Here is a 23,558-nt window from a genome sequence, read left to right on the forward strand (position 1 = left end):
AAATAGCAGCTCCATAAACTGCCAGTAAATTATAAGCATTAAAGCCTCCAACCAATTTCACCCAAACATCATGACCATCGATGTTCATCAACATCCCATCGAAATGACTTTCCACAATTCTAGCACTAAAATCTGCACCAGAATGCAAGCCATATGTCTTTTTATAAGCAAATGTGTTTTGCAACATCACCTGTCCATTACGATCATCTTCATTCGTCAGTGCAAAAGCAGCTGTATCTAAATCATCAAAAAACTTTTTCTTTGCCTTAATGTAACTACTGAAAGTTTTATGAAAATCTAGATGATCATGCGTAATGTTCGTAAAAATAGCGCCTGTAAATTTCAAACCTGCAATCCGTTGTTGTACTACTGCATGCGAACTTACCTCCATAAAACAGTAATCACATCCCTCTTCAACCATTTCACTCAATAAGTGATTTAATTGAATAGGATCAGGAGTTGTATGTGTTGCAGGTATAATACGATCACCGATCTGATTCTGTACAGTTGACAAAAGCCCAACATGATAACCCAATTCTGAAAACAGCTGAAACAATAACGTTGCAACAGTTGTTTTACCATTCGTTCCCGTCACGCCAACCAATTTCAATTTCTTTGACGGATTATCATAAAAGTTAGATGCAACAATACCCAAAGCTAATGCTGAATCGGCTACAACAATATAAACGACAGAATCCAACGTCTCTGTCGGCAACTCTTCTACAATTACTGCTCTTGCTCCAAATGCAATTGCTTTTTCAATAAATAAATGCCCATCAGTATGTACACCTCTAACGGCAATAAACAAACTTCCGAACACGACCTGACGCGAATCAAAGCAAAGCGATACTACCTCAACATCTAGTTGACCGACTACCTCCTGTACAGGAATAGCATGTAATATTGATTTTAAATTCTTCATTCTACTTCAGTTCTATTGTTACACCTGTACCAATTGGTAATTTCTGACTTGCAATCAAAGATTGCTTAATCACTTTTCCTTTTCCAATCACGCTTGTTTTAAATCCAGAATTCTCCAGAGCAAACAAAGCATCAATCAACCCCATTCCCATAACATTTGGCACTACACCCTCTTTTATTTGATACTCCACAAATGGAACTCCAAGCGTTGAACTTGTTGAATCATTCTGTGCAATTGAATTCCAATTCACAATTTTTAAACCTAACTGCTCGTACACTTTCTGAGTCGCTTCGCGCGATCCCTTTAATGTTAAAGCCTTCGTATTCAAGGCCGACGTATTTAGTTTTTTTCTATTAAAAGCACTGTGCATATCCAAATCATTTGCATACACCATATCAGCTAGCTCTTTAAAAACCGGTCCCGCTGTTGACGCACCATAATATCCGTTTCTCGGATTTCGAATCACCACGATGATCGAATATTTTGGATCTTCAGCAGGAAAATATCCTGCAAAAGAAGATTGATATTTACGATTACGATATCCCATCGCACCGTCTGCCATTTGAGCCGTTCCTGTTTTACCACCGGAACTATACAATGGATTTCTCAAGGTTTTCCCTGTTCCATCTTTCATCGTACCTTCCAGCATTCCCCTAATTTGTCCCAAGGCTTTATCAGAAGCAATCTTCTCATTAATAACCCTTGCTTCAAATTTTTCAACCGTATTACCTAGGTGTCTGATTTCTTTTACAAAAAGCGGAGAAATCATTCTTCCATTATTCGCTACGGCATTATACAATGTCAACATCTGTAATGGTGTCACTTTTAGCTCGTAGCCATAAGCCATTTGTACAAGTGACAGACCACTCCAACTCTTACTTTTTGGAGTTTTTATCAAGGGAGCTCCTTCTCCCGTTATTTGTAATTTTAATTTCTGATCTAATCCAAAAGAATGCAGCTTAGCTGAAAATTTCCCTGGATTATCTTTATAATGCTCATAAATCAATTTCGTAATACCTACGTTTGACGATTGTTCAAAAGCTTCCTGCGCACTCATTATTGATTTTTTAGGCGCATGTGAATCTTTAATCGTATGACGGTAGATCGGCCAGTTTCCGTTTCCAACATTCACATGAGTACTCGAATCGATCAACCCATCATCAATAGCAGCCAGATAAGATGCTAGTTTAAATGTAGATCCTGGTTCAGCACTCTGTGCAATCGCAATATTCATTTTTTCACGGTAGACACCATCTTTGTCTTTCGTAAAATTTGCAACAGCACGAACTTCTCCCGTTTTAACCTCCATCATCACAACACAACCTTCATCAGCATTACTAGCTATCATCTGCTTCTCCAAGGCCCTTTGTGCCATATCCTGCATATTGATATCAATGGTTGAGATAATATCAGCCCCATCTACAGGAGCCACTTCAATATCTCGGTTAACTGGAATCCATACACCCCCTGCAATTCTTTGCATCAGGCGTTTTCCACTTTTTCCGTCAATATATTCACCATAGGCACCTTCAAGTCCAACATGAATATTTTCTTTGACATTTTTATAGCCTATTGTCCGCGCAGCCAAATTAACAAACGGAAGAATACGCTTATTCTGACGCTCTGTAATCAAACCACCAGGATATCGTTCTTTACCAACACGAACAGCTTTAAGCAACGGAAAATTCCTAATAACTTTCAGATCTTGATGCGAAACAGCTCGCTTAATCAAGACATAACGTTGCTTTTTATTTCTTGCCTGTTTTAATAATGTCAAATACTGTCTAGAAGATTTATCCTTAAAAAATCCCGACAGTTTAATCGCCAAAGAATCAACTTTCAGATTGAAATAATCGTTTTCCTCTTCCGGAATAGCCATAGCATCAAAGCGCAATTCGTATTCAGGTACAGATGTCGCCAATAAGCTTCCATCATTAGAGTAGATATTTCCACGAGCAGCCTCTACTTCACGCTCCTGAATGGATAAACTATCTGACAACTCCCGCCATTTATCACCGTCAATATATTGTAAATGAAAAAGCTTCGTAAACACAGCAATCGCCACAAGGACGATTAAACCGAATGCGATATAAACACGAAATAGAATGGTAGTTCTGATATTCATAAACGTCTCCTACTTCTTTTTTTCTTTTACAATTTCAATCTTGATCGGTGGCTCTACCCGCTCTTTCAAACCTAAAGAATCCACACGTTTCGCAATTTCAGTTTGAGTGGACATTTTCATGAGTTCTGCTGAAAGTGATTTATGATCCCAGCTTAACTCTTTAACTTCCTTCCCCAGCTTATCGATATTACGAATCGTACGCTCCGCAAAATGCCTATTTGTAATATAAAGCAACATGAGCAGCGTTACAAACCCAATAAATGGCAGATAATTGACGATGGAATATATAGACAAATTACCAGCAGTAAGTAGCGTCCGCAGAAACTTCTGGGTTTCCTCGGCTTTTTCCTCAACTGCTTCCTGTAGTTCCTCTTGAAGCTCCTCGCTTAATCCCTGCTGTTTTATTGTATTCTTGCCCATCTCGACACTTTATTAAAGCATTAAGCTATCTCCAACTTTTCAGCAATACGCAGTTTCGCACTACGCGATCTATTATTTTCAACCAGTTCTGTATCATTAGCCGTAATTGCTTTACGACTGATAACATGAAATGGTTTTATTTCATTCCCAAAAAGTCCTTCTCTACATCACCTCTAAACTTGCCCTTAGCCATAAAATTCTTAACCAAGCGATCTTCTAAAGAATGATAAGACATGACCACAAGACGTCCTTCTGATTTTAAAACATCGACCGTCTGTAATAAAAACTCCTGCAGAGCTTCTAACTCTTTATTAACTTCAATACGCAAAGCCTGAAAAACCTGCGCATGATATTTATGCTCTTTCCCTCTAGGCACTAACTTCTTGATCGCTTCCTTTAATTCCGCAACCGTATTAATAGGAGCAGTCAAACGAGCTGTCACAATTGTCTTTGCCAATGTTTTTGCATTAACGATCTCCCCGTACATTCCGAAAATACGATGAAGATCCTCCTCAGCGTAAGTCGCTAATACTGTACGAGCGTCAACATCAGAAATCTGATCCATACGCATATCCAGATCCGCATCAAAACGAATAGAGAAGCCGCGGTCAGCGGCATCAAACTGATGAGACGAAACTCCCAAATCAGCTAAAATACCATCCACCTGCTTTACCCCGTTCAAACGAAGATTGTTTTTTAAGAAACGAAAATTTTGATGGATCAAGGTAAATCTAGCATCATCAATCACATTATTTAATGCATCTGGATCCTGATCAAAAGCAAATAACCTGCCCTCAGGTCCCAAGTGTTTCAAAATTTCTCTTGAGTGCCCTCCGCCACCAAAAGTAACATCTACATAAATACCATTTGGCTTAATCGCCAAAGCATCCATGCACTCTTTTAACATTACTGGTACGTGATAAACATTATCCATTCGCTAATCCTCCTAAATCAAAACCTCCCATAACCTGCTCGGCCAAAGCTGAAAAATCCTCTCCAAGATCTCCATTCATAAACTCTTCATATCCGTCTTTGGACCAAACTTCAATTTTATTAACCTGGCAAGCCAAAACAACTTCACCTGTGATACCTGAATAATCTAGCAAACCCTTTGGCAACAAAACACGACCAGCAGCATCCAAACTTAGCTCCGTTGCACCACGTGTAAAATTTCGGATAAACATCCTATTTTTTTCAACGTACTGATTCAACTGAGCTAACCGAGCTGTAATCGCATTCCACTCCTCGCGCGTATAGATCACCAAATGTTTTTCAAATCCACGATTGATCACAAGTCCCTCACGCTCAACATCAGGCAATTGCCTTTTGAGCGCAGCGGGCAACACCATTCTTCCTTTGGTGTCCAACTTGCATTCATATTCGCCAATTAAAAAACTCATTTTGTACACATTGGTTTCAAATTCAATGTAAAAGTATACACTTTCACCCACTTTTACCCACTTTTACCCACAAAAAAGTTTTCCACATAGCCCGACCGCTACATTTAATTGAAAATTACTTGAGGAAAAAGCAGGCAAAAAGCTAAATATCAGCGCATAAATACAGTTTTTATACCGTTTCAAAAAACGGTATAACACGAAAAAAAAGACCTCAAAAATCACTTTTATTTTCGTCAAACTGGACTGAAACTACGTCAAAAAACATATTTTTTACAAAAAATGACTCAAAAATGGGAGAATGTGGGATAAAAAAACAGATAAATAAAAACATTAAAATTCATCCTTAAAATACACCAACTAGTTTCAAAATTCACCAATTCTAAGAATGAAAAATTTAATTTACCATGGAAATAATAGCAGCTTCCAAAAGTGTAATGGAGTTTCTTTCAAAAAACAAAATTGCCATTCGTTATTCTCCCTAAAAACAGATAATTTTGTAGTAAAATTAAAATTTAGCGTATGCATAGAACAAACACGTGCGGAGAATTAACAATAGCTGACTTAGGTAAAACAGTAACACTTAGCGGTTGGGTTCAAAAATCTCGCGATTTAGGCGGAATGACTTTCATAGATGTAAGAGATCGCTATGGCATTACACAATTAACTTTTAATTCGGATGACGACGATTCTTTACGCGCTAGCGCACGTGAACTAGGCCGTGAATATGTGATTAAAGTAACTGGAACAGTTATCGAACGTTCGAGTAAAAATCTAAAAATTCCAACTGGAGAAATTGAAATCAAGGTTTCTTCTTTAGAAATATTAAATTCGGCGAAAACGCCACCATTTACCATCGAGGATGAAACCGACGGCGGGGAAGACATCAGAATGAAATTCAGATACTTAGACTTACGTCGTAACCCAGTTCGTGAAAACTTAATTTTACGTCACAAAACAGCTCAGGAAGTTCGTCGTTTTCTTGACGAGCAAAACTTTTTAGAAGTTGAAACCCCTGTCTTGATCAAATCAACACCGGAAGGTGCTCGTGATTTTGTTGTTCCCTCTCGTATGAATGCAGGAGAATTCTATGCCTTACCACAATCGCCACAAACATTCAAGCAATTATTGATGGTATCTGGTTTCGACCGGTATTTCCAAATTGTAAAATGTTTCCGCGACGAGGATCTACGTGCAGACCGTCAACCCGAATTTACACAGATTGACTGCGAAATGTCATTCGTAGAGCAAGAAGATGTTTTAAATATATTTGAAGGTTTAGCAAAGCATATTTTCAAAAAATCAAGAATATTGATTTGGGAGAAGTACCTCGTATGACGTACGCCGATGCGATGCGTTTATACGGTTCTGATAAACCAGATATCCGATTCGGTATGCAATTCGTAGAATTAAATGAAGTTGCAAAAGACAAAGGCTTCCCTGTGTTTGATGCAGCTGAATTAGTAGTTGGTATTAACGCAGAAAATTGTGCATACTATACTCGTAAACAGCTCGATGCATTGACCGATTTTGTAAAACGTCCTCAAGTCGGTGCAACAGGTCTTGTATATGCGCGCTACAATGAAGACGGTACGGTAAAATCTTCCGTTGATAAGTTTTATACACCTGAGCAATTATTAGAATTTGCAAAATTATTTAATGCTAAACCTGGTGACTTATTCCTAATCATGGCCGGTCCAAAGGATAAAGTACGTAAACAATTAAATGAACTTCGTCTTGAAGTGGCCAATCAATTGGGTCTTCGTGATAAAAACAAATTTGCACCACTTTGGGTACTTGATTTTCCGCTATTAGAGTGGGATGAAGAGTCTGAACGTTACCATGCGATGCACCATCCTTTTACTTCTCCAAAACCGGAGGATATTGCATTATTGGATACTAATCCTGGTGAAGTTAGAGCAAATGCGTACGATTTTGTACTCAACGGTACTGAAGTAGGTGGTGGTTCGATTCGTATACACGATCGTGAATTGCAATCTTTGATGTTCAAACATTTAGGGTTCACACCCGAAGAGGCACAAAAACAATTTGGTTTCTTAATGGAAGCATTTACTTACGGTGCTCCTCCGCATGGTGGATTAGCATTTGGATTTGATCGTTTAGTTGCATTATTAGCTGGAATAGACTCTATTCGTGACGTCATTGCTTTCCCTAAAAACAATTCAGGAAGAGATGTGATGATCGATGCTCCTTCAACTATCCATCAGGATCAATTGAACGAATTGAGCTTAAATTTGAATTTAAAAGTTAAATAATTTGATCGCATCATGCGATAAATAATTTATAAGCGTTATCTTTAAAAGTTGGTAATTTATTACCAACTTTTTTGTAAAATTAAAAGAATTAGATGTCAGTAAGCTCTGCAGATAAATTTTTAAAAGAAGTGCGACAAAATCTTTCGACAGTAAACATCGCGATATTATTAACTATAATATCGACAAGTATACTATTGCTTTCGAAAAAGGGAAGAGTAAATTTGTAAATCTGGAGAACTCCCGTTTAGAAGCCAATCTAACAAAATGGAGAGCTATTGAAAATTTAGATAAATATCTACTCGAATTTGAAAGCAAATTTATAGCACGAGGAGGTAAAGTAATCTGGGCCAATAACGCAGAAGAAGCGCGTCAGGAAATCTGGAAGATCATGGAACGAAATAATGCAAAAAGTGTTATCAAATCCAAATCCATGGCTTCTGAAGAGATTGAACTCAATCATTTTCTAGAAAATAAAGGAATAGAGGCATTAGAAAGTGATCTCGGTGAATTTATAATTCAATTATTGGATCAAAAACCTTACCACATCGTTACACCGGCGATGCATTTAAGTCTTGCGGATATAGCGCAATTATTCAACGAAAGATTTGGCACTCCGCTCGAAGCAACAGCTGAAGAATTGACGATGAAAGCACGTGAACTCTTACGTGAAAAATATAAAACTGCTGATATCGGTATTTCCGGAGCAAACTTTTTAATAGCAGACACCGGTAGTATTGCCATTACAGAAAATGAAGGAAATGCCCGCTTAACAACAGCTTTCCCAAAAATCCACATTGCTATTGTAGGTATTGAAAAAATATTACCATCGATCAATGACCTTGATTTATTCTGGCCTTTGCTTGCCACTCATGGAACAGGTCAAAATTTAACAGTTTATAACACACTACTGAGCGGTCCAAGACAAGCTTATGAATCTGATGGACCAGAAGAGATGTATGTCGTTTTACTGGATAATGGACGAACCAATCTATTAGCGCAAAAAGACCAACGTCAGGGCCTTTATTGTATCCGATGCGGAGCATGTCTGAATGTATGTCCTATTTATCAAAATATTGGTGGACACACTTATGAAACGACTTATCAAGGTCCAATCGGTTCACTCATATCTCCACACCTCAGTGGCATGAAAGAGTTTAAACACTTAAGCTATGCTTCATCGCTTTGCGGTAAATGTACAGAAGTATGTCCGGTTGGTATCGATATTCAACGTATGCTGTTGCTAAACCGTAGAGATTCCGTAGCAGAGGATCTATCACCAGCAATCGAGAAAAAAGCATGGAAAGGATTTACTTACTTAATACAAAGGAGAAAGCTGATCGATTTATTCGGCGGAAAGATCAAGAACTTCTTTATTAGTAAATTTTTCAAAAAAACATGGGGAAATAATCGACAATTACCAAAAATCGCAGACAAATCATTTTCCAAACAGTGGAAAGAGCAACAAAAAAATAAAGATTAACAAGATTGTAGCAATTGATTTGAAATCAATTGCTATTTTTTTCCTAGCTTAGCTCCATCAATAAAAACCTAATTTATTTATGGATTTACAAACAAAAAGAACTTACATTCCCTGGATTGATTTTTTAAGAATCTTCGCTTGCTTTTTAGTCGTACTCTGCCATAGCTGCGATGCATTTGTCGCTTCTTTTGATAATAGCTTTTCTTTTCATACAGCAGTATTCATAGGAAGTCTTGTGCGACCATGCGTTCCTTTATTTGCCATGATGTCCGGTATTTTATTATTTCCGATTAAGACCGACCTCGCTACATTTTATAAAAAACGTATCGGGCGCATCATTATTCCATTATTATTTTGGTCCATTGCACTTCCGATAGCATTTGCATTATACGCCTATTTTATTAAATCAAGCCCCAATGGGTTGATTTCAATTGAAAAATACACTGTAGAAGGAACTATAACAAAAATAATAACCTCAATTTTTAACTTCAATTACGATACAACACCCCTTTGGTACATTTACATGCTCATTGGCATTTATTTAATCATTCCCATATTTGGTTCATGGCTGGATCGCGCTTCGAAAAAAGACATTCAGATTTTTTTAGCGTTTTGGATTGTAACTTTAGTTTTGCCCTACATTAAAATGGCTGCTCCACTATTAGGTTACAACGGCAACTATGGCAATACGGGTATCTGGGGAGTCTGTACCTGGAATGAGTTTGGAACTTTTTATTATTTTTCTGGTTTTATCGGCTACATCGTTCTCGCCTATTATTTAGTAAAATTCCCTTTAAATTGGTCTTGGAACAAAACATTATCAATCGCTATTCCGCTCTTTTTAATCGGATTTGTTATTACTTTTTCAGGTTTCCTAATTACACAAAAATATTTTCCTGCCAACTATGCTAATTTAGAGATCGTGTGGTATTTCTGCTCCATAAACGTCGCGATGATGACTTTTTCGGTGTTTATTATTTTTCAAAGATTAAAAATCCGTGAATCAAAAGCACTTAAAGATTGGTCTCTTGCTACATTCGGTATATTCCTTTGTCACTTTATAATAGTACAGGGCATTTCAGACTTGTTTTTCAAAATTCCATATCTACCTACGGCTCTAAAAATAATTCTCATCGCTATTATTAGTTTTGTCTTAAGTTACCTAGTGACTAAGCTATTTGACACCAATTCCATAACAAGAAGATTTGTTAAATAAAAAAAGGTCCGCTCTTACGAACGGACCTTTTTTACCAAAAACCAATTAAAACCAAACCATTAAAACAGACTAACTATTTTTTTCGGTTATATCTTTTTTAACCTCTATACTATTTTTTTCACCTTTATTATTTCTGTCCAAACGATCACGACGCATTGGACGATCTTCAGATTTACGCATGCGGTGCTGTTTATGATTTTCAGCAAATGACTCTTTATACAGTTTTTGTTGATCAGGATTTAGATTTTTCATCAACTTTTCACGTTGAGCCATGCGATCCTTCTTCATCTGTTCCATAGCAGCTTTACGATCCGCAAAGTTCTTTTTATCCTTTTTCGCTTGATCCAATTGCAATGAATAGATTTCCTTACGCTGCTTATCCGTAAATTTTAATTTTTGATCCATACGATCCGTACGCAATTGAGCAATTTCTTCTGCTGATTTTTTATCTAACTTAAATTCTCGTTTTCCAGAACGGTGACCATCATGGTTTACGTTTTCTTTAATATTACCTTTTTCTTGTGCAAAACCCGCAAACATTGCTCCAGATAGCAACAAACTTAACATTAACTTTTTCATGATATTTTCTATTTAATACTATTAACAACTTTGTCTACTCGTTTTTAATTGATGAGTTTACAGACATTTGTTAATAAGATGTTGAAAACTACCTAAAGTTTAAATCGTCCACTGTTAAATAAAGTTAAACCCTAATAGTAATATATTTATTGAGAGACTGTATTTAACCGAATAGGCAATGTATAGGCTACCCGAACCGGACGACCGTTTTGAACTCCTGGTTTCCATTTTTTTGCTTTGACAAGCAATTCAACAGCAGCTTTCCCTGTTCCATGGGAAACATCACGCTTTAAATGGATATCTGTTAGTGTACCGTCTTTCTCTATTACAAATGAAACCTCAACAATTCCACTAACACCTTGTTGTAAAGCGGCTTCAGGATACTGATAATTTTCGCCTACCCATTTCATAAAAGCTTCCATCCCACCCTGCGGTCTTGGCTGAATTTCTATATGCTCAAACCCAACAATAGCATCTGGATCTCCATGTAATGCACCATCTTTGTTCGTGCCGGTTATTCCACCATCCCGTTTTACTGTACCAAACTCACCTCTTGCAATAGATGTTCCATTAGGATTTGCCTTCAAACTCAAGCGTCCCGCCAATTTATTGGTTTTGTTTAGTTCATCTTGCGTCACCACATCTTCTTTTACCATACTTTGAGGAGCAACTTTAGGTTCAACGAAACGAATTACTTCCTCCTTTGGTAAATCTATAGCAACCTGTTGTGGTGCTTCTTTTTCAATAGGAATAGGTTCTACAATTTTGTCTTCCTCCTCTTTTTCCTTCTGTTCAACCTGGGGAGGTAAATCGACAACTGTTATTCGTTCATTTATAATTGGCGCTTCTGATTTGAAATATGTTTTGTATATGCTACTACTTAGCACGATTAAAGCAACTGCACTTAAAACAATTACGACCGACCAGTTCGTTGCCTTATTCGATAAATTACGCAATTCAAAAGCGCCATAAGATTGGTTACGTCCTGCAAAAACGACCTCTAACCATTCCGATTTGTAAATATTCAATTTGGAGTTTAGCATAGCTTTAAAAATTAAGTTTACATTTTAACATATGATGCACAGTAATTAAAATTCCATAAAAGAAAATTTTTCATTTATAAAATTTCCCGTATTTTTAAACCATAGAGAACAAATCAATCCATAAAATAGAAAATGGTTAAAAACTTTACAACATTCTTATCGGCCATCATAGCTTCTTCATTATTAATAAGTTGCATGAACGAAAAACCAAAACAAATCAAGCAAGAAAAAAAAGAAAGCAATCTCAAAACAGACAAGGCTGAAGCCTTTGTAGGTTTTGCTTTTTTAAATGAAAAAAAAGATTCTTTAGTTAGTTTGGCTGTTGAAGACGAAAAAATTAAACCTGAGGTGGCAACACATGCTATTATTGAAAACAAAATCACTTCTATTGATTTTTCAGGTACTAAACCTGAAAGTGAATCCTCTAACGGTCGACAAACAAGCAACAATTTCTCGAATAATGGTGGTACTTTTTTCAGTTTAAAGGAGCAAATAAAAGAGGGTGATTTTGCTTTAATAGTGAATCAAAAATTCATTGATCAAAATCAAATTCTACCATTCAAGAAGATTAACAAACAGACAAATGAACAGATAAAATTAAAAATAGCGAAGCAGTATAATCGAAAGATATCACAAAGTTCAACCCTAGCAGAACTCAATAATAAAGCTCAGATAAATATAACATTATTTGAGGTTAAAAATGATTCAGCACTTGCTGTACTGACTTATCTGCATAATGATCAGTTAATCACGTTAGATTTTCCTGCAAAATATGATGAAATGAGTACTTGGCGCGTAGATGATGGTGGCGTATTTGACTTTGAAAATCTACAATTACTATCAATTTTTCAATCCGATAAATCCATCAAAATAGCAACCGTATTTTGGGGAGCAGAGGGTTATAATCTCAACTTTTACGAATCAGTAGATGGAGTTTTTAAAAACATTGCTGAAGCATACGGTTATAGTGCCCCATTATAAAAACAAAAAAAGACTAGTTAAAAAACTAGTCTTTTTTTATGATCGGGATCCGTGTGCTACATAGGCATACGCGCCAATGGGCCGACATCTTGTCCAACAAAATCGTTAATTAAATATTTTTGAAATCCTGCTATTGCAATCATAGCTGCATTATCAGTACAGTACTCAAACTTAGGTATAAACACATTCCATTTATACCGTTCACCCATTGCTAGCAACTCTCTTCTTAAACCAGAGTTTGCCGAAACGCCACCAGCAATCGCAATATCTCTCACTCCAGTTTCTTTGGCTGCCTTTTTCAGTTTATTAAGCAATATAGATACAATACGCGATTGAACTGAAGCACACACATCATCCATATGATTTTTCAGAAAATCGGGGTCAGCTTTTTCCTCCTTTTGCACCATATAAAGAATCGCTGTCTTCAGTCCCGAAAAACTAAAATCTAAACCCTGTATTTGAGGTTCAGGAAGTTTATAGGCATCTGGGTTACCGTTTTGTGCATGTTTATCGATTAGCGGCCCACCCGGGTATGGTAAATTTAGAATTTTTGCTGTTTTGTCAAACGCCTCGCCGGCGGCATCATCTAACGTCTGCCCTAAAATCTCCATTTCGAAATAATCTTTCACCAGCACAATTTGTGTGTGTCCTCCCGATACAGTAAGGCATAAAAATGGGAAAGTAGGTTTAGGATCTTCAATAAAATGCGCTAATATATGAGCTTGCATGTGATTGACATCTATCAAGGGGATATTACGAGCAAGAGCAAAAGACTTTGCAAATGAAGTTCCAACCAACAATGCGCCTAATAATCCAGGACCACGTGTAAAAGCTACTGCATCTATTTGATTTTTATGTATTTTTGCAGTGCGAATGGCTTCTTCTACTGTAGGAATAATATTTTGTTGATGCGCACGCGATGCTAATTCGGGAACAACACCCCCATACTTAGCATGAATCGCCTGAGTAGCAATAACATTAGAAAATATTTCACCGTCGATACAAATTGAAGCAGATGTTTCATCGCAAGATGATTCAATACCTAAAATAACAGCCATAGCTTTGGGGTAATTAATAATTGTACAAAAGTATCAAAAAAATAATTAAAATAGCACTGATTACACTGGCTAGCATACTCGTTTTGCTAGGGGTATTGCTACTATCGTTACAATTAGAGCCCGTTCAGAATTTTATTGCCAAGCGAGCTGTTTCTTATCTCTCCAAAGAATTAAATACAAAAATCGCTCTAAAAAAATATATTTCAAACCCTTTCGTTCTTTGATTCTAGAAGGGTTTGAATTATACAGTCCACATGGTGATACGATTTTGATTGCTGAAAAGCTAAATGCATCGGTAGATTTAAATCAATACTGGGATGACAAAAAGATTGTTATCAATAAACTTACACTAGAAAATACCACAGCTTATTATCAGGCTTATAAAGACAGCTCAAACATTCAGTTTTTATTACAGTACTTTACTCCACCAAAGAAAAAGGAAAAGAAAGTCAGTAAAAATTTAAATTTTGATTTAAAACAACTGGAATTAATAAATAATCAGTTTCGCTATCTTGATCATACCAAGAAACATTATGCGAAAGTTGTGGATTTTGGCGACCTAGACATTAAACAATTAAATGCCGACTTTCGAAATATAAAACTTACGGACAAATCCATACAAGTTGACATTAAGCAATTAAATCTTCGGGAAAAAAAAGGATTGGAGGTTAAAGGATTAGTTGCAAAAGCATTTGTGAGCAACAAGAGAATTCAATTGGATAAGCTTTTATTGATCACGAATAAATCAACGATAAAAGACTTTGTCAAATTAGAATTTAATAGTTTTGATGACTTTTCTGATTTTAACAATCGGGTTAATGTAAGCCTAAGAATCAAAAATTCCATTTTAAATTCAGAAGATATAGCCTTCTTTTCTTCATCAATGCACCGGGTCAAGTTTGATTTAAAAATAAAGCAGGCCACAGCTCAAGGTCGCGTAAATCATATTGATGCAAAGAATATACAAATTGAGACAGAAAAAGCAACTAAATTAAAGGGCAACGTTAAGATCATTGGTCTACCGGATATTGATCAGACAGATTTTAAACTAACAGACCTATCATTACAATCAACCTACGCTGACCTGCAGGTTATTCTTCCAAAACTGAGCAATAACAAGAATTTTAAACTGCCAGAAATTGTAAAAATATTAAATACAGTTTCGTACCAGGGAGATTTACATGGGCTTTATAATAATTTTCATATTGATGGAGAATTAAAAACAGAGTTAGGAGCGCTTAGTACCAAGTCATCTTTAAACTTTCAAAATGAAACACAATTTTCTGGTCTTTACGAATCGAAATCTTTTGATATAGGAAGATTTTTGAACAATAGTCTTTTAAAAACAACAGGGTTTAACCTCAATTTAAAAGGTAAAGGAAGTTCATCAAAAACACTTTCAATAGATCTAGATGGTAATTTAGAAAATTTTAATTTCAGAAATTATACCTATCAACAGATTCCAATATCGGGAATTATAGCTGAAGAAAAATTTAAAGGATCTGGTTCCATTAAAGACCCAAATGCAAGTATAGACTTTCAAGCAGATGTGGACTGGTCAGATACCTCCGTTCTGTACAATCTAGTAGCAGGTATTCATGAAACCAATTTATATGCACTTCATCTTTCACAACAAGATAGTATAATTGTTCACAACACAACGATAGAAACTAATTTAAAAGGATCAAACATCAATAATCTTGTCGGCGATCTGAAAGCAAACAACATCAATTTCAGTACAAAAAAAGGTACATTTGATATCAAAGAAGTTGTATTCCAAGCGTCCGGAGATGAAATCAACCGATTACTGACGGTATCTTCCGATGTTGTTGTTGCGTCGCTTATTGGACAGATTGATCTAAAAACAATTGTTCCTTATTTTAAAATGCTTGCCATGCGCTATGCACCTGCAATTGGTTTTGAAACAGAGCTGTACAATAATCAAAACTTGAACTGGACCTTCAAATCAAATCATTTGAACCCATCGCGACCTTCTTTAAAAAGGAAATCAGCCTCGATAGCGGAGCAACTATGCACGCTAAATTTTCAAGCGAGGAAAACGCTGCACAATTCAATTTATATAGTCCCATTTTCAAATATAGTGGCATAAAGATTTCTAACCTTATTGTAGATCAGATCTCCAATACAGAATCCATGTCTGTATCAGCTTCAGCAGACCGTATAAATCTCACGGATAGCACCTATATTAAAAATGTAAATATTGCTAACATTCTTTCCAATGATAGTTTACGTTTCAATATAAAATTATCCGAACTAGATGCTAGTAATAACCTTGATCTTAATGGTGTTATTCGTTTTGCTCACCAGAAGCCTGCATTTATCAGTTTTGATCCATCAACTATTATTATTAATAAAAACCAATGGTCACTTACCCAGGGTTCAGAACTTAAAGTTTCCAAAGGGAAATGGTTCTTGCAAGATTTGACATTACAGCATGATGAACAAAAAGTACTGCTCAATGGGATATTGTCTAATGCTGAAAGCGACCAATTGAATATTTTATTCAAAGATTTTAATCTAAGTTCTTTAAATGGTATTACAAAGCCACTTGGCATTACTATGTCTGGCGCAATGAATGGTAATCTTGAAATCAATTCTCTTTTTAAATCCCCATATTTTATTGCTAACCTACAGACAAATCCGATCCTTTATAATCAACTTCCGATTGGTCAGCTTAGCTTAAAGGCAAATTACGACCAAAATGCCAATATTGTCCATTTAGACAGTAAAATCGATGATGGGAACAAAAGCATTACACTTGCCGGCACCTATAATATCAAAGAGGAGGAGGATAAAATAAATCTCAAGGCTTCCCTAAAGAATACTGATCTTATCCTTTTCCAACCCTTTTTGAAATCATTAGTTTCAAATCTTCAAGGAAGAGTCCATGGTGAGCTTGATATCAAAGGAAATATTGACAAGCCAAAAATAAGTGGAAATGCTAATTTCAGCGATGCTTCATTTATCATCAACTATTTAAGGACTCCCTACCATCTTACTGATAAAGCCATTATCGTATCAAATGGTATTTTCCTCAACAATTTTAAAATTCTTGATCCTAAAAACAATGAAGCCTTTGTCAATGGTATGGTCGATCTAAATAAGCTTTCCGATCCGACTATTGATATTAAGGTAAGAGCGAATAATTTTTTAACGCTCAACACTACGCTTAAGGACAACAATCTTTATTATGGAACAGCATATGCCAGTGGTGATTTCAACTTCAAAGGTCTAACCTCAGCTATCAATATCGATATCAAAGCTAAGTCGGAAGACAATACAGTTATTAACATTCCCTTCAATAGTTCGATGACAATCAGTGATAACGATTTTATCTATTTCGTTTCTCCAGATAGCGCAACTACCTCGGAACAGTTAAAAAGAAAAAGTTTCAACGGTATCACGATGAATATGGATCTTTCTTTAAGTCCAAATGCAGAAATGAATTTATATACCACTTTAGGTGGTGTATCTGGACGCGGAACAGGAAATATCACAATGAATATCAGCTCTCTAGGTGACTTTGGAATGTTCGGCGATTATATCATCAGTTCTGGTAAATTCAATTTTAAAGCACAGGATTATCTGAATAAGATCTTCGATCTTAAAGAAGGAGGAACTATTCGCTGGGCTGGTAAACCCGCTGAAGCCAACATTAATTTGACTGCGATTTACCAACAAAGAACTTCCTTGTCCCCTCTTTATAATGCGGCAGGACAAACAGACAATCCACAACGAATTCTAGCACAGGCGGATATGAATCTTAAAGGTTTATTGAGTCAGCCCGAAATAAATTTTGATCTCAACTTTCCTCAGGATCCATATGTCAAAGATGAACTTCAAGGTTATCTTTCAGATGTTAACAACATCAATCAGCAAGCCCTCAGTTTAATCGTTCGCAGAAGCTTTACGCCAGGATCACAGACTGACTTCGGTAAAGAAGTCAACAATACCTTATTATCTGCCGGAACTGAAATTGCGTTCAATCAATTAAATAATATAATTGCAGAATCTCTAAATATCAATTTTTTCGACATCAATATTAAAAGTTTAAATGATGCTTCAGCATCCCTGAGACTTTTTAATGATCGCCTAATCTTGACGGGTGGAATCACAGATAACAGGAGCAACCAGCTGACGGATTTAAATGTATTCTCGGACCGTGTAACTACGGATGCAGAAGCCCTGTTTTATCTTCGTAAAGATGGTCGTTTACTTCTAAGAGGGTCTAACCGTCTAAATACACGGAATTTCCTTATCAATCCTAATGGTGAGGAGTATGTAAGTGCCGTGGGTTTAGTATACCGTCAGGAGTTCAATTCCTTTTCAGAATTTCTATCGCGGATGTTTCCATTTGGAAAAAAGAAAAAAGCGAAATAGCAATAGCCCTTCAACAGCTTAATAATTTATTCAATTAAAAACAGATAGACCATTTTGGTGCAAACAACATGAAGGTTATATAAAAGCTCGTGTAGTCATACTAAAACTTCTTGTCAAAGGCTCACTTGATAATATATCAAGCTTAGAAACCATTAATTGCAACTAAAAAAGCCTTTCCAAAATATGGAAAAGCTTTTATATGATTAGAAGTTGAATAGCTTACGCTAATTTTTCGAATGCACTATATTCGATCTCTTCTTTATTGATTTTAATTTGCTCTTTTAAGAATTCGAACACTTTAAGTGCTTTTGCTTCTTCGAACAAACGGTTTCCTTGCTCTCTATCTTGCAACATTTGAATTGCATATTGCGATAATTGCTCATCACTTGGCTCCTCATTGATGTTGTACATTTTGATCTGCGCATAAATACGCTCTTTTGCCAAATTGATTACTTCATCATATTTAACTTCAAGACCATTTTCAGTAACAACACGGTTCTCAATGATCGTCCATTTCAAATTATTCAAGAAATCAGCAAAACCTTCGTTCAACTCTTCTTCAGAGATACTTGGGTTCGTTGCTTTTAACCATCTTTTCAAAAACTCTTCTGGAAAAGCTACATCAACTTTTTCCATACCGAAAGTATACATATCATTACGTAAACGTTGGTCAGAATTTTGTTTGAATAAGTTTTCAACTTCTTCTTTTACTTTTGTTCTGAATTCAGCTTCTTCAGTAACTTCGCCTTCAGCAAACAATTTATTGAAGAACTCCTGATTTAAATCAGATTCTTCTAAACGGTTGATATTTTTTACCGTTAACTCAAATTTAGTAACGTCCAAAGCTTCAACCTCCTCAGGAGTGATTCCTAAAATACGGGAGATATCTTCAGCATTGAATGCTTTTTTAATATCAATCTTAACCGTATCATCTTGTTTAAGACCTACTAAAGATTTTTTAATTTTTGCATCTTCGATAATATCAGTACGTACCGAAGTTGTTTTCTCAATACCGTCTTCTTTATCTTGTTTCAACGTAGCGTATAAGACATCACCTTCTTCAGAAACTTCAGGGTTGGTCATTTTACCATAGCTACGGCGTAAATTTTTAATACGGGACTCTAAAGTTTCATCATCAGCCTTAATGTCATATTCTGTAAATTCCGCTTCTTTTGTGAAAGGATTTACAAATTCTGGAGCTAAACCAATTTCATACTTAAATTGGAAGTTATCTTTATAGTCCCAGTTATATGTAGCCGTTTCTTCAATAGGAAGAGGTTGACCTAAAACTTCTAATTTATTCTCGCCGATGTACGCTGTAATTTTATCATTAACAATTTGTTTACTGTATCCAACAAAATTGATTTACCATAAGTACGTCTAATATGTGCTGCAGGCACTAAACCAGGGCGGAATCCAGGTAATTTAGCTTTTTTAGCTTGATCCTTGATTTCTTTGTCTACTTGTGGGTTATAATCTTCTGGCGCTAAATCAACTTTAATTACTGCGTTGATCGCGTCAACTTTTTCGTGTGAAATGTTCATACTCTTTCTAAACCGTTACGCATTATTTTGATAAAAAAAATCCTCCCGATGATTTAATTTCGGGAGGACATTCAAGTGCGGAAGAAGGGACTCGAACCCCCACGTCTTGCGACGCCAGATCCTAAGTCTGGTGCGGCTACCAATTACGCCACTTCCGCATTAGGATTTCTTGTTGGCACAAAGATAGAAACGAAACGTATATGATGCAAGTCTTTTCTCAATAAATTTTCATTATTTTCTAATTTATATTTTATGGTAAAAAATAAATTTGCATAATTCATTCTTATTCATTTACTTTGAAAAACAAAGTACTTTTATGAAACAAGAAGATTTAGTAAAAGAAATAGCAAGTATTCGGAATTTAATGGAAAAATCTAGCAAATTTATTTCCATTAGCGGGGTTTCAAGTGTTCTTATTGGTACATATGCACTACTAGGAGCAGCATATGCCTACTATGAAGTTTATGGCTTTGATAGTCAATTGGGTTATCGGGATCATTATGTCAATGAACCATTGATTATCATGAAACTTCTAACAACAGCTATACTCGTTTTAATAGCCTCTATCTTTACAGGAGTCTACATGGCCATAAAAAAAGCTAAAGCTAACCGCCAAAATATATGGAATACCACAAGCCGGGCTTTATTGTTTGCAATGGCAGTTCCGCTTTGTACTGGAGGCCTATTTGCCATCATAGCTATCTTTAAAGAAAACTATGCGGTGGTATCCTCTATCCTATTGATTTTTTACGGTCTGGCACTTACAGCCGGTAGTCATTATACATTTAGTGAAATAAAAGGTCTTGGAATTTTAGAAATTGTCTTAGGACTATTAGCTTTGCTTTTTCCAGGCAATGGAATTATTTTTTGGGCATTGGGATTTGGAGTTCTACATATCATATATGGAGTAATCGTTCATAAAAAATACGAATAGTGAATTTAGACTTAACACAGTATAATAAAGTATTTGAAAATAAAGTCCGCTTACAGATCATGAGCGTATTGATGGCTAATGACGAATATGATTTTAATTCATTAAAATCCATACTGGATGTCACTGATGGAAATCTGGCTTCTAATTTGAAAACATTGGAAAAGGAAAAATACATCGAAGTTTTTAAAACCTTTGTCGACAGAAAACCAAATACACGATATAGAAGAACAACCGAAGGTGAAAGGGCTTTCGAAGAACATTTAAAGGCTCTTGAAAAATTGATCAAACAACAATACAAATAATTTTTTTATCTATTTACTTTGAATTTCAAAGTACTTTTAAAATAAAAAATATGAAAATACGATTAACCATAATGCTCGCTTTGTACAACTCCAGTCAAAAGATTTACACAGAGTTATTTAAGCAAAATAAATCAGCTTGGAAAATCAGTAAAGAAGATTTCCTAAAATTCCCGAAAGACTCTTTGGGATATCATATAGGCATATTCTATCAAGTGAAAGGTTTTGATGTTATCCCAAAACTAGAGAATCACGATGTGTTTCATGTCATCACAGAGTGCGGCACAGAAATACAGGACGAAGTTGCTATGCAGTATCTATTACTTGGCAATGGAAAGATAAGTTTATACCAATTTGCATGATTGGAATAGGGACCTGTATATATCCCGAATATCTAAAAACGTACTTCAGAGCATTAGCAAAAGGAAATTCTATGCAAAAATTCTATGATCTGGATTTTAAGGCATTATTGAAAATTCCTTTAGCTGAAATCAAAAACAGCTTATCTTTTAATTTAAAAACACACCTTAACCATCATAATTTAACAGCATTATAAATTTAAAATCATGGAAACAAATAAAACACCCCTCTTAGAACGTATTGGTTCATCTATTTTCGCCAAACTGAGTACCATTGTTGTACTGGTTCTATTACTGCTAATCCCATTATTCTGGGTGAAGGATCTTATTGAAGAAAGAAAAAATAGACAGTCAGAAGTAAGCAGTGAAATTGCATTTAAATGGGCTGGTCAACAGGTAATATCAGGCCCTATTATTGCCATCCCCTATCAGGTTGTAAAAGAAATTGTCACTACGGATAAGAACATCATCTCCACTAAGAATACCTACATAACGCAATACGTTTACCTAATGCCAAAATCATTGGACATTAATAGTGTGATTTCACCAGAATCGCTTAAAAGAGGTATTTATAAAAGCGTCGTCTACAATGCCCAACTTGATTTAAAAGGTTCCTTTGATGCGATCGATTTTAACAAAATAGACTTGAGCGGTCAGGAACTAGAATGGAAAAATGCCAAAATACTGATTGGTTTAAGTGATCTTAAAGGGCTTGGAGCATCTCCAAGTTTGGTTTTCAATCAAACGAAAATTGACTTCGAACCTAATATGTCTGCTCTAAATCCTTTTGAGAATAACATGATTGCAGCCATCGATCTTTCTCAAACAAAAACAACCTTAGGTAATTTTCAGATTAAATTTAATGTAAGAGGTTCGCAATCCATTAACTTCCTTCCATTGGCAAAACAGACTAAGATCCATACCCAGGGAAATTGGGCTAATCCAAGTTTTAACGGTGCCGTTTTAGCCGATGACCGAAATATAACAGGGAACAATTTTGAGGCAACCTGGAATATTCCAAGTTTCAACCGTAAATTTTCGCAACAATGGGTTGGTGAACCAGAGAAACTGTATGAAATTAAAAACAATTATGAAATCAGTAATGCCGTCAGTGAAGGATATAGCAGTACTACCGAACCTGCCGCTACCACTGAGAGCAATATAGCGACAGAAAAAGATATGATTCAAATCAACTTCTTAGAGGAAGTCAATAATTATCAAAAAACTACCCGTGTAGCCAAATACGGAATATTGATTATTATACTAACATTTGCTGCGCTATTTTTTACCGAAATCATTAAAAAGCAACGCATACATCTTATCCAATATATGTTGATTGGTTTTGCTATGGTACTCTTCTACTCCCTGCTTCTTTCTATTAGTGAGCATCTGGGTTTCAACCTCGCTTACCTACTAGCCGCATTAGCTACTATTATTCTTATCGCTTCATTCATTAAGTCCATTACCAATGATAGCAGGTCAGCACTTATCTTTTCTGGAATACTTTCCATTTTCTATAGTTTCATATTTATTCTGATGCAATTGCGCGACTATTCACTTATCGTAGGCACAGTAGGTATCTTTATCATATTGGCTATATTGATGCGCGTATCCACAAAAATCAACTGGTATCAATACGATAGAAAATAATGTCATGAAAAGCTTAATATATATTCAGATATATCTGACGTTTATTTATATCTATGTAAAAAAACGTTGCATATTTCTAATGATGTTCATTTTGCTATTTTCGAGTTGTGAAGCATATGAAAAGAGTAAAAATTATTCCAGATTTGAAAATATAACTAAAATTAAACTGCCTCAAGACTTCACTATCAAAAATAATATATTTAGCATTGGTATAGATGGGCATGTTGCTTCATTTGAAATAGATCTCACAAAAAAAGAAATGCAAAAAGTTATTAATGATCTATTACATTCACCATTCTACGAGATAGCATCTACTACAAAACAACCTACAAGGATTTAGAATGGGACAAACCTCCTATATGGATAGAGACAAAAAAGGGGAACTTTCAATTCTATGCAATTGAATATAACCACTATATAAGCACAGAAAATGGAAGAAGGTATTATGACTCCCGTGAGTTTGAAACAACAATAGATATTTATAAAAACATCATTACATTCAAAGAAAACTATTGGGTCAGATGAGGCAGTTTGACATAATCATGTAGTGATAATATTATTAACACTTTCTGTCCGCGATATCCCGTTGTCGCTAAAAAGTATTGGACAGAAAGTGTTACTTATGACTTGATAAGACTGCATAAAGAATAGTTATACGCAACCACCATATACCGAATCTGAAAATTTATCATGAAGCATATTGTAAAAACCGACATATATATATATGCACTTGATCCTCATCATCTGAAAATTGTTCATCTTCCCAAACCAAGTTGCCTTCTATGGAGATCGCTGCCCCCTCGTTCCAAGCACAGGATTTTTCAATGACATAAGCCAGTAACTCTATAACGCTCCCTCTCTGTCCCGACCGAAT

Annotated in this window: 18 protein-coding genes, 1 tRNA gene and 3 pseudogenes; 11 read left to right on the forward strand and 11 right to left on the reverse strand. The window is 35.7% G+C overall.

Going from position 1 to position 23,558, the window contains the following annotated elements:
* From L950_RS06915 to mraZ, 5 genes and pseudogenes are all read right to left on the reverse strand, one after another.
* On the reverse strand, positions 1-922 hold a 922-nt coding region (locus L950_RS06915; protein ID WP_021189601.1), incomplete at its 3' end, for a Mur ligase family protein.
* 1 nt (position 923) lies between these two features.
* Positions 924-3,047, reverse strand: coding sequence for a penicillin-binding protein (locus L950_RS06920; RefSeq protein WP_021189602.1), 2,124 nt, complete (start codon positions 3,045-3,047; stop codon positions 924-926).
* Between the two features lie 9 nt (positions 3,048-3,056).
* Positions 3,057-3,467, reverse strand: a complete 411-nt coding sequence (locus tag L950_RS06925; protein ID WP_021189603.1) for an FtsL-like putative cell division protein — start codon at positions 3,465-3,467, stop codon at positions 3,057-3,059.
* A 20-nt stretch (positions 3,468-3,487) separates the two neighbouring features.
* Positions 3,488-4,401: pseudogene (gene rsmH / locus L950_RS06930) on the reverse strand (16S rRNA (cytosine(1402)-N(4))-methyltransferase RsmH).
* Entirely contained in the window at positions 4,394-4,867 is a 474-nt protein-coding gene (gene mraZ / locus L950_RS06935) for a division/cell wall cluster transcriptional repressor MraZ (protein WP_031288067.1), read from the reverse strand. Before mraZ ends, rsmH begins: the two are co-directional and overlap by 8 nt.
* 519 nt (positions 4,868-5,386) lie before the next feature.
* Here mraZ and aspS point away from each other — a divergent pair.
* The 3 genes and pseudogenes from aspS (at position 5,387) to L950_RS06950 (ending at position 9,836) form a co-directional block, all read left to right on the forward strand.
* Positions 5,387-7,140 (forward strand): annotated as a pseudogene (gene aspS / locus L950_RS06940) (aspartate--tRNA ligase).
* 115 nt (positions 7,141-7,255) lie between these two features.
* Positions 7,256-8,620 (forward strand): LutB/LldF family L-lactate oxidation iron-sulfur protein, encoded by a 1,365-nt coding sequence (locus tag L950_RS06945; RefSeq protein WP_031288069.1) that lies wholly within the window; start codon positions 7,256-7,258, stop codon positions 8,618-8,620.
* Between the two features lie 79 nt (positions 8,621-8,699).
* Positions 8,700-9,836 (forward strand): acyltransferase, encoded by a 1,137-nt coding sequence (locus L950_RS06950; RefSeq protein ID WP_021189607.1) that lies wholly within the window; start codon positions 8,700-8,702, stop codon positions 9,834-9,836.
* 69 nt (positions 9,837-9,905) lie between these two features.
* On the opposite strand, the gene L950_RS06955 is transcribed toward L950_RS06950, so the two are convergent.
* Positions 9,906-10,415: a hypothetical protein gene (locus tag L950_RS06955; RefSeq protein ID WP_156169578.1), complete on the reverse strand. Its 510-nt coding sequence runs from the start codon at positions 10,413-10,415 to the stop codon at positions 9,906-9,908.
* 146 nt (positions 10,416-10,561) lie between these two features.
* Positions 10,562-11,458, reverse strand: a complete 897-nt coding sequence (locus L950_RS06960) for an energy transducer TonB (RefSeq protein ID WP_021189609.1) — start codon at positions 11,456-11,458, stop codon at positions 10,562-10,564.
* A gap of 132 nt (positions 11,459-11,590) precedes the next feature.
* Here L950_RS06960 and L950_RS06965 point away from each other — a divergent pair, with 132 nt between their 5' ends.
* Positions 11,591-12,439, forward strand: a complete 849-nt coding sequence (locus L950_RS06965) for a hypothetical protein (protein WP_156169580.1) — start codon at positions 11,591-11,593, stop codon at positions 12,437-12,439.
* A gap of 56 nt (positions 12,440-12,495) precedes the next feature.
* Here the strand turns inward: L950_RS06965 and tsaD are convergent, their stop codons facing one another.
* Positions 12,496-13,497 carry a tRNA (adenosine(37)-N6)-threonylcarbamoyltransferase complex transferase subunit TsaD gene (gene tsaD, locus L950_RS06970; RefSeq protein ID WP_021189611.1) on the reverse strand — a complete coding sequence of 334 codons (1,002 nt, stop codon included), beginning with the start codon at positions 13,495-13,497 and terminating at the stop codon, positions 12,496-12,498.
* A gap of 220 nt (positions 13,498-13,717) precedes the next feature.
* On the opposite strand from tsaD, the gene L950_RS26085 reads away from it, so the two are divergent.
* Together L950_RS26085 and L950_RS26090 are read left to right on the forward strand one after the other, a co-directional pair.
* Positions 13,718-15,607, forward strand: coding sequence for a hypothetical protein (locus L950_RS26085; protein ID WP_021189613.1), 1,890 nt, complete (start codon positions 13,718-13,720; stop codon positions 15,605-15,607).
* Positions 15,529-17,898 (forward strand): translocation/assembly module TamB domain-containing protein, encoded by a 2,370-nt coding sequence (locus tag L950_RS26090; protein WP_021189614.1) that lies wholly within the window; start codon positions 15,529-15,531, stop codon positions 17,896-17,898. The genes L950_RS26085 and L950_RS26090 overlap by 79 nt, the downstream gene beginning before the upstream one ends.
* Positions 17,899-18,117: 219 nt before the next feature.
* On the opposite strand, the gene L950_RS06980 is transcribed toward L950_RS26090, so the two are convergent.
* From L950_RS06980 to L950_RS06985, 3 genes and pseudogenes are all read right to left on the reverse strand, one after another.
* On the reverse strand, positions 18,118-18,981 hold the full coding sequence (locus L950_RS06980; RefSeq protein ID WP_316930561.1) for a hypothetical protein: 864 nt from the start codon (positions 18,979-18,981) through the stop codon (positions 18,118-18,120).
* Between the two features lie 78 nt (positions 18,982-19,059).
* Positions 19,060-19,442 (reverse strand): annotated as a pseudogene (locus L950_RS36325) (trigger factor); the annotation flags it as partial.
* Positions 19,443-19,518: 76 nt separating this feature from the next.
* A tRNA-Leu gene (locus L950_RS06985) sits at positions 19,519-19,600 on the reverse strand.
* A 158-nt stretch (positions 19,601-19,758) separates the two neighbouring features.
* Between L950_RS06985 and L950_RS06990 the strand changes: the two genes are divergently transcribed.
* The 5 genes from L950_RS06990 to creD are packed head-to-tail and all read left to right on the forward strand — an operon-like array spanning position 19,759 to position 22,684.
* The gene (locus tag L950_RS06990) at positions 19,759-20,376 is read left to right on the forward strand and encodes a hypothetical protein (RefSeq protein ID WP_031288072.1); all 618 of its coding nucleotides are present in this window, start codon (positions 19,759-19,761) and stop codon (positions 20,374-20,376) included.
* The gene (locus tag L950_RS06995) at positions 20,376-20,678 is read left to right on the forward strand and encodes a winged helix-turn-helix domain-containing protein (protein WP_021189616.1); all 303 of its coding nucleotides are present in this window, start codon (positions 20,376-20,378) and stop codon (positions 20,676-20,678) included. The genes L950_RS06990 and L950_RS06995 overlap by 1 nt, the downstream gene beginning before the upstream one ends.
* Before the next feature lie 50 nt (positions 20,679-20,728).
* Positions 20,729-21,037, forward strand: coding sequence for a hypothetical protein (locus tag L950_RS26095; protein ID WP_021189617.1), 309 nt, complete (start codon positions 20,729-20,731; stop codon positions 21,035-21,037).
* Positions 21,034-21,231, forward strand: coding sequence for a hypothetical protein (locus L950_RS26100; protein ID WP_021189618.1), 198 nt, complete (start codon positions 21,034-21,036; stop codon positions 21,229-21,231). Before L950_RS26095 ends, L950_RS26100 begins: the two co-directional genes overlap by 4 nt.
* A 10-nt stretch (positions 21,232-21,241) precedes the next feature.
* A complete protein-coding gene (gene creD, locus L950_RS07005) occupies positions 21,242-22,684 on the forward strand; it encodes a cell envelope integrity protein CreD (protein WP_021189619.1) in 1,443 nt (480 codons plus the stop codon).
* The last annotated feature ends 874 nt before the right edge of the window (positions 22,685-23,558 follow it).

Origin of the sequence: Sphingobacterium sp. IITKGP-BTPF85 (genome assembly GCF_001006065.1) — a bacterium.
Classification (GTDB): domain Bacteria; phylum Bacteroidota; class Bacteroidia; order Sphingobacteriales; family Sphingobacteriaceae; genus Sphingobacterium; species Sphingobacterium anhuiense.

Excerpts from the sequence above, each read along its gene's own strand:
- L950_RS06925 (WP_021189603.1), bottom strand. The coding sequence starts at position 3,467 with ATGGGCAAGAATACAATAAAACAGCAGGGATTAAGCGAGGAGCTTCAA.
- L950_RS06950 (WP_021189607.1), top strand. The coding sequence starts at position 8,700 with ATGGATTTACAAACAAAAAGAACTTACATTCCCTGGATTGATTTTTTA.
- L950_RS06920 (WP_021189602.1), bottom strand. The coding sequence starts at position 3,047 with ATGAATATCAGAACTACCATTCTATTTCGTGTTTATATCGCATTCGGT.
- tsaD (WP_021189611.1), bottom strand. The coding sequence starts at position 13,497 with ATGGCTGTTATTTTAGGTATTGAATCATCTTGCGATGAAACATCTGCT.
- L950_RS06965 (WP_156169580.1), top strand. The coding sequence starts at position 11,591 with ATGGTTAAAAACTTTACAACATTCTTATCGGCCATCATAGCTTCTTCA.
- L950_RS26095 (WP_021189617.1), top strand. The coding sequence starts at position 20,729 with ATGAAAATACGATTAACCATAATGCTCGCTTTGTACAACTCCAGTCAA.
- L950_RS26100 (WP_021189618.1), top strand. The coding sequence starts at position 21,034 with ATGATTGGAATAGGGACCTGTATATATCCCGAATATCTAAAAACGTAC.
- L950_RS06960 (WP_021189609.1), bottom strand. The coding sequence starts at position 11,458 with ATGCTAAACTCCAAATTGAATATTTACAAATCGGAATGGTTAGAGGTC.
- L950_RS06980 (WP_316930561.1), bottom strand. The coding sequence starts at position 18,981 with ATGACCAACCCTGAAGTTTCTGAAGAAGGTGATGTCTTATACGCTACG.
- L950_RS26090 (WP_021189614.1), top strand. The coding sequence starts at position 15,529 with ATGCACGCTAAATTTTCAAGCGAGGAAAACGCTGCACAATTCAATTTA.
- creD (WP_021189619.1), top strand. The coding sequence starts at position 21,242 with ATGGAAACAAATAAAACACCCCTCTTAGAACGTATTGGTTCATCTATT.
- mraZ (WP_031288067.1), bottom strand. The coding sequence starts at position 4,867 with ATGAGTTTTTTAATTGGCGAATATGAATGCAAGTTGGACACCAAAGGA.
- L950_RS06955 (WP_156169578.1), bottom strand. The coding sequence starts at position 10,415 with ATGAAAAAGTTAATGTTAAGTTTGTTGCTATCTGGAGCAATGTTTGCG.
- L950_RS06990 (WP_031288072.1), top strand. The coding sequence starts at position 19,759 with ATGAAACAAGAAGATTTAGTAAAAGAAATAGCAAGTATTCGGAATTTA.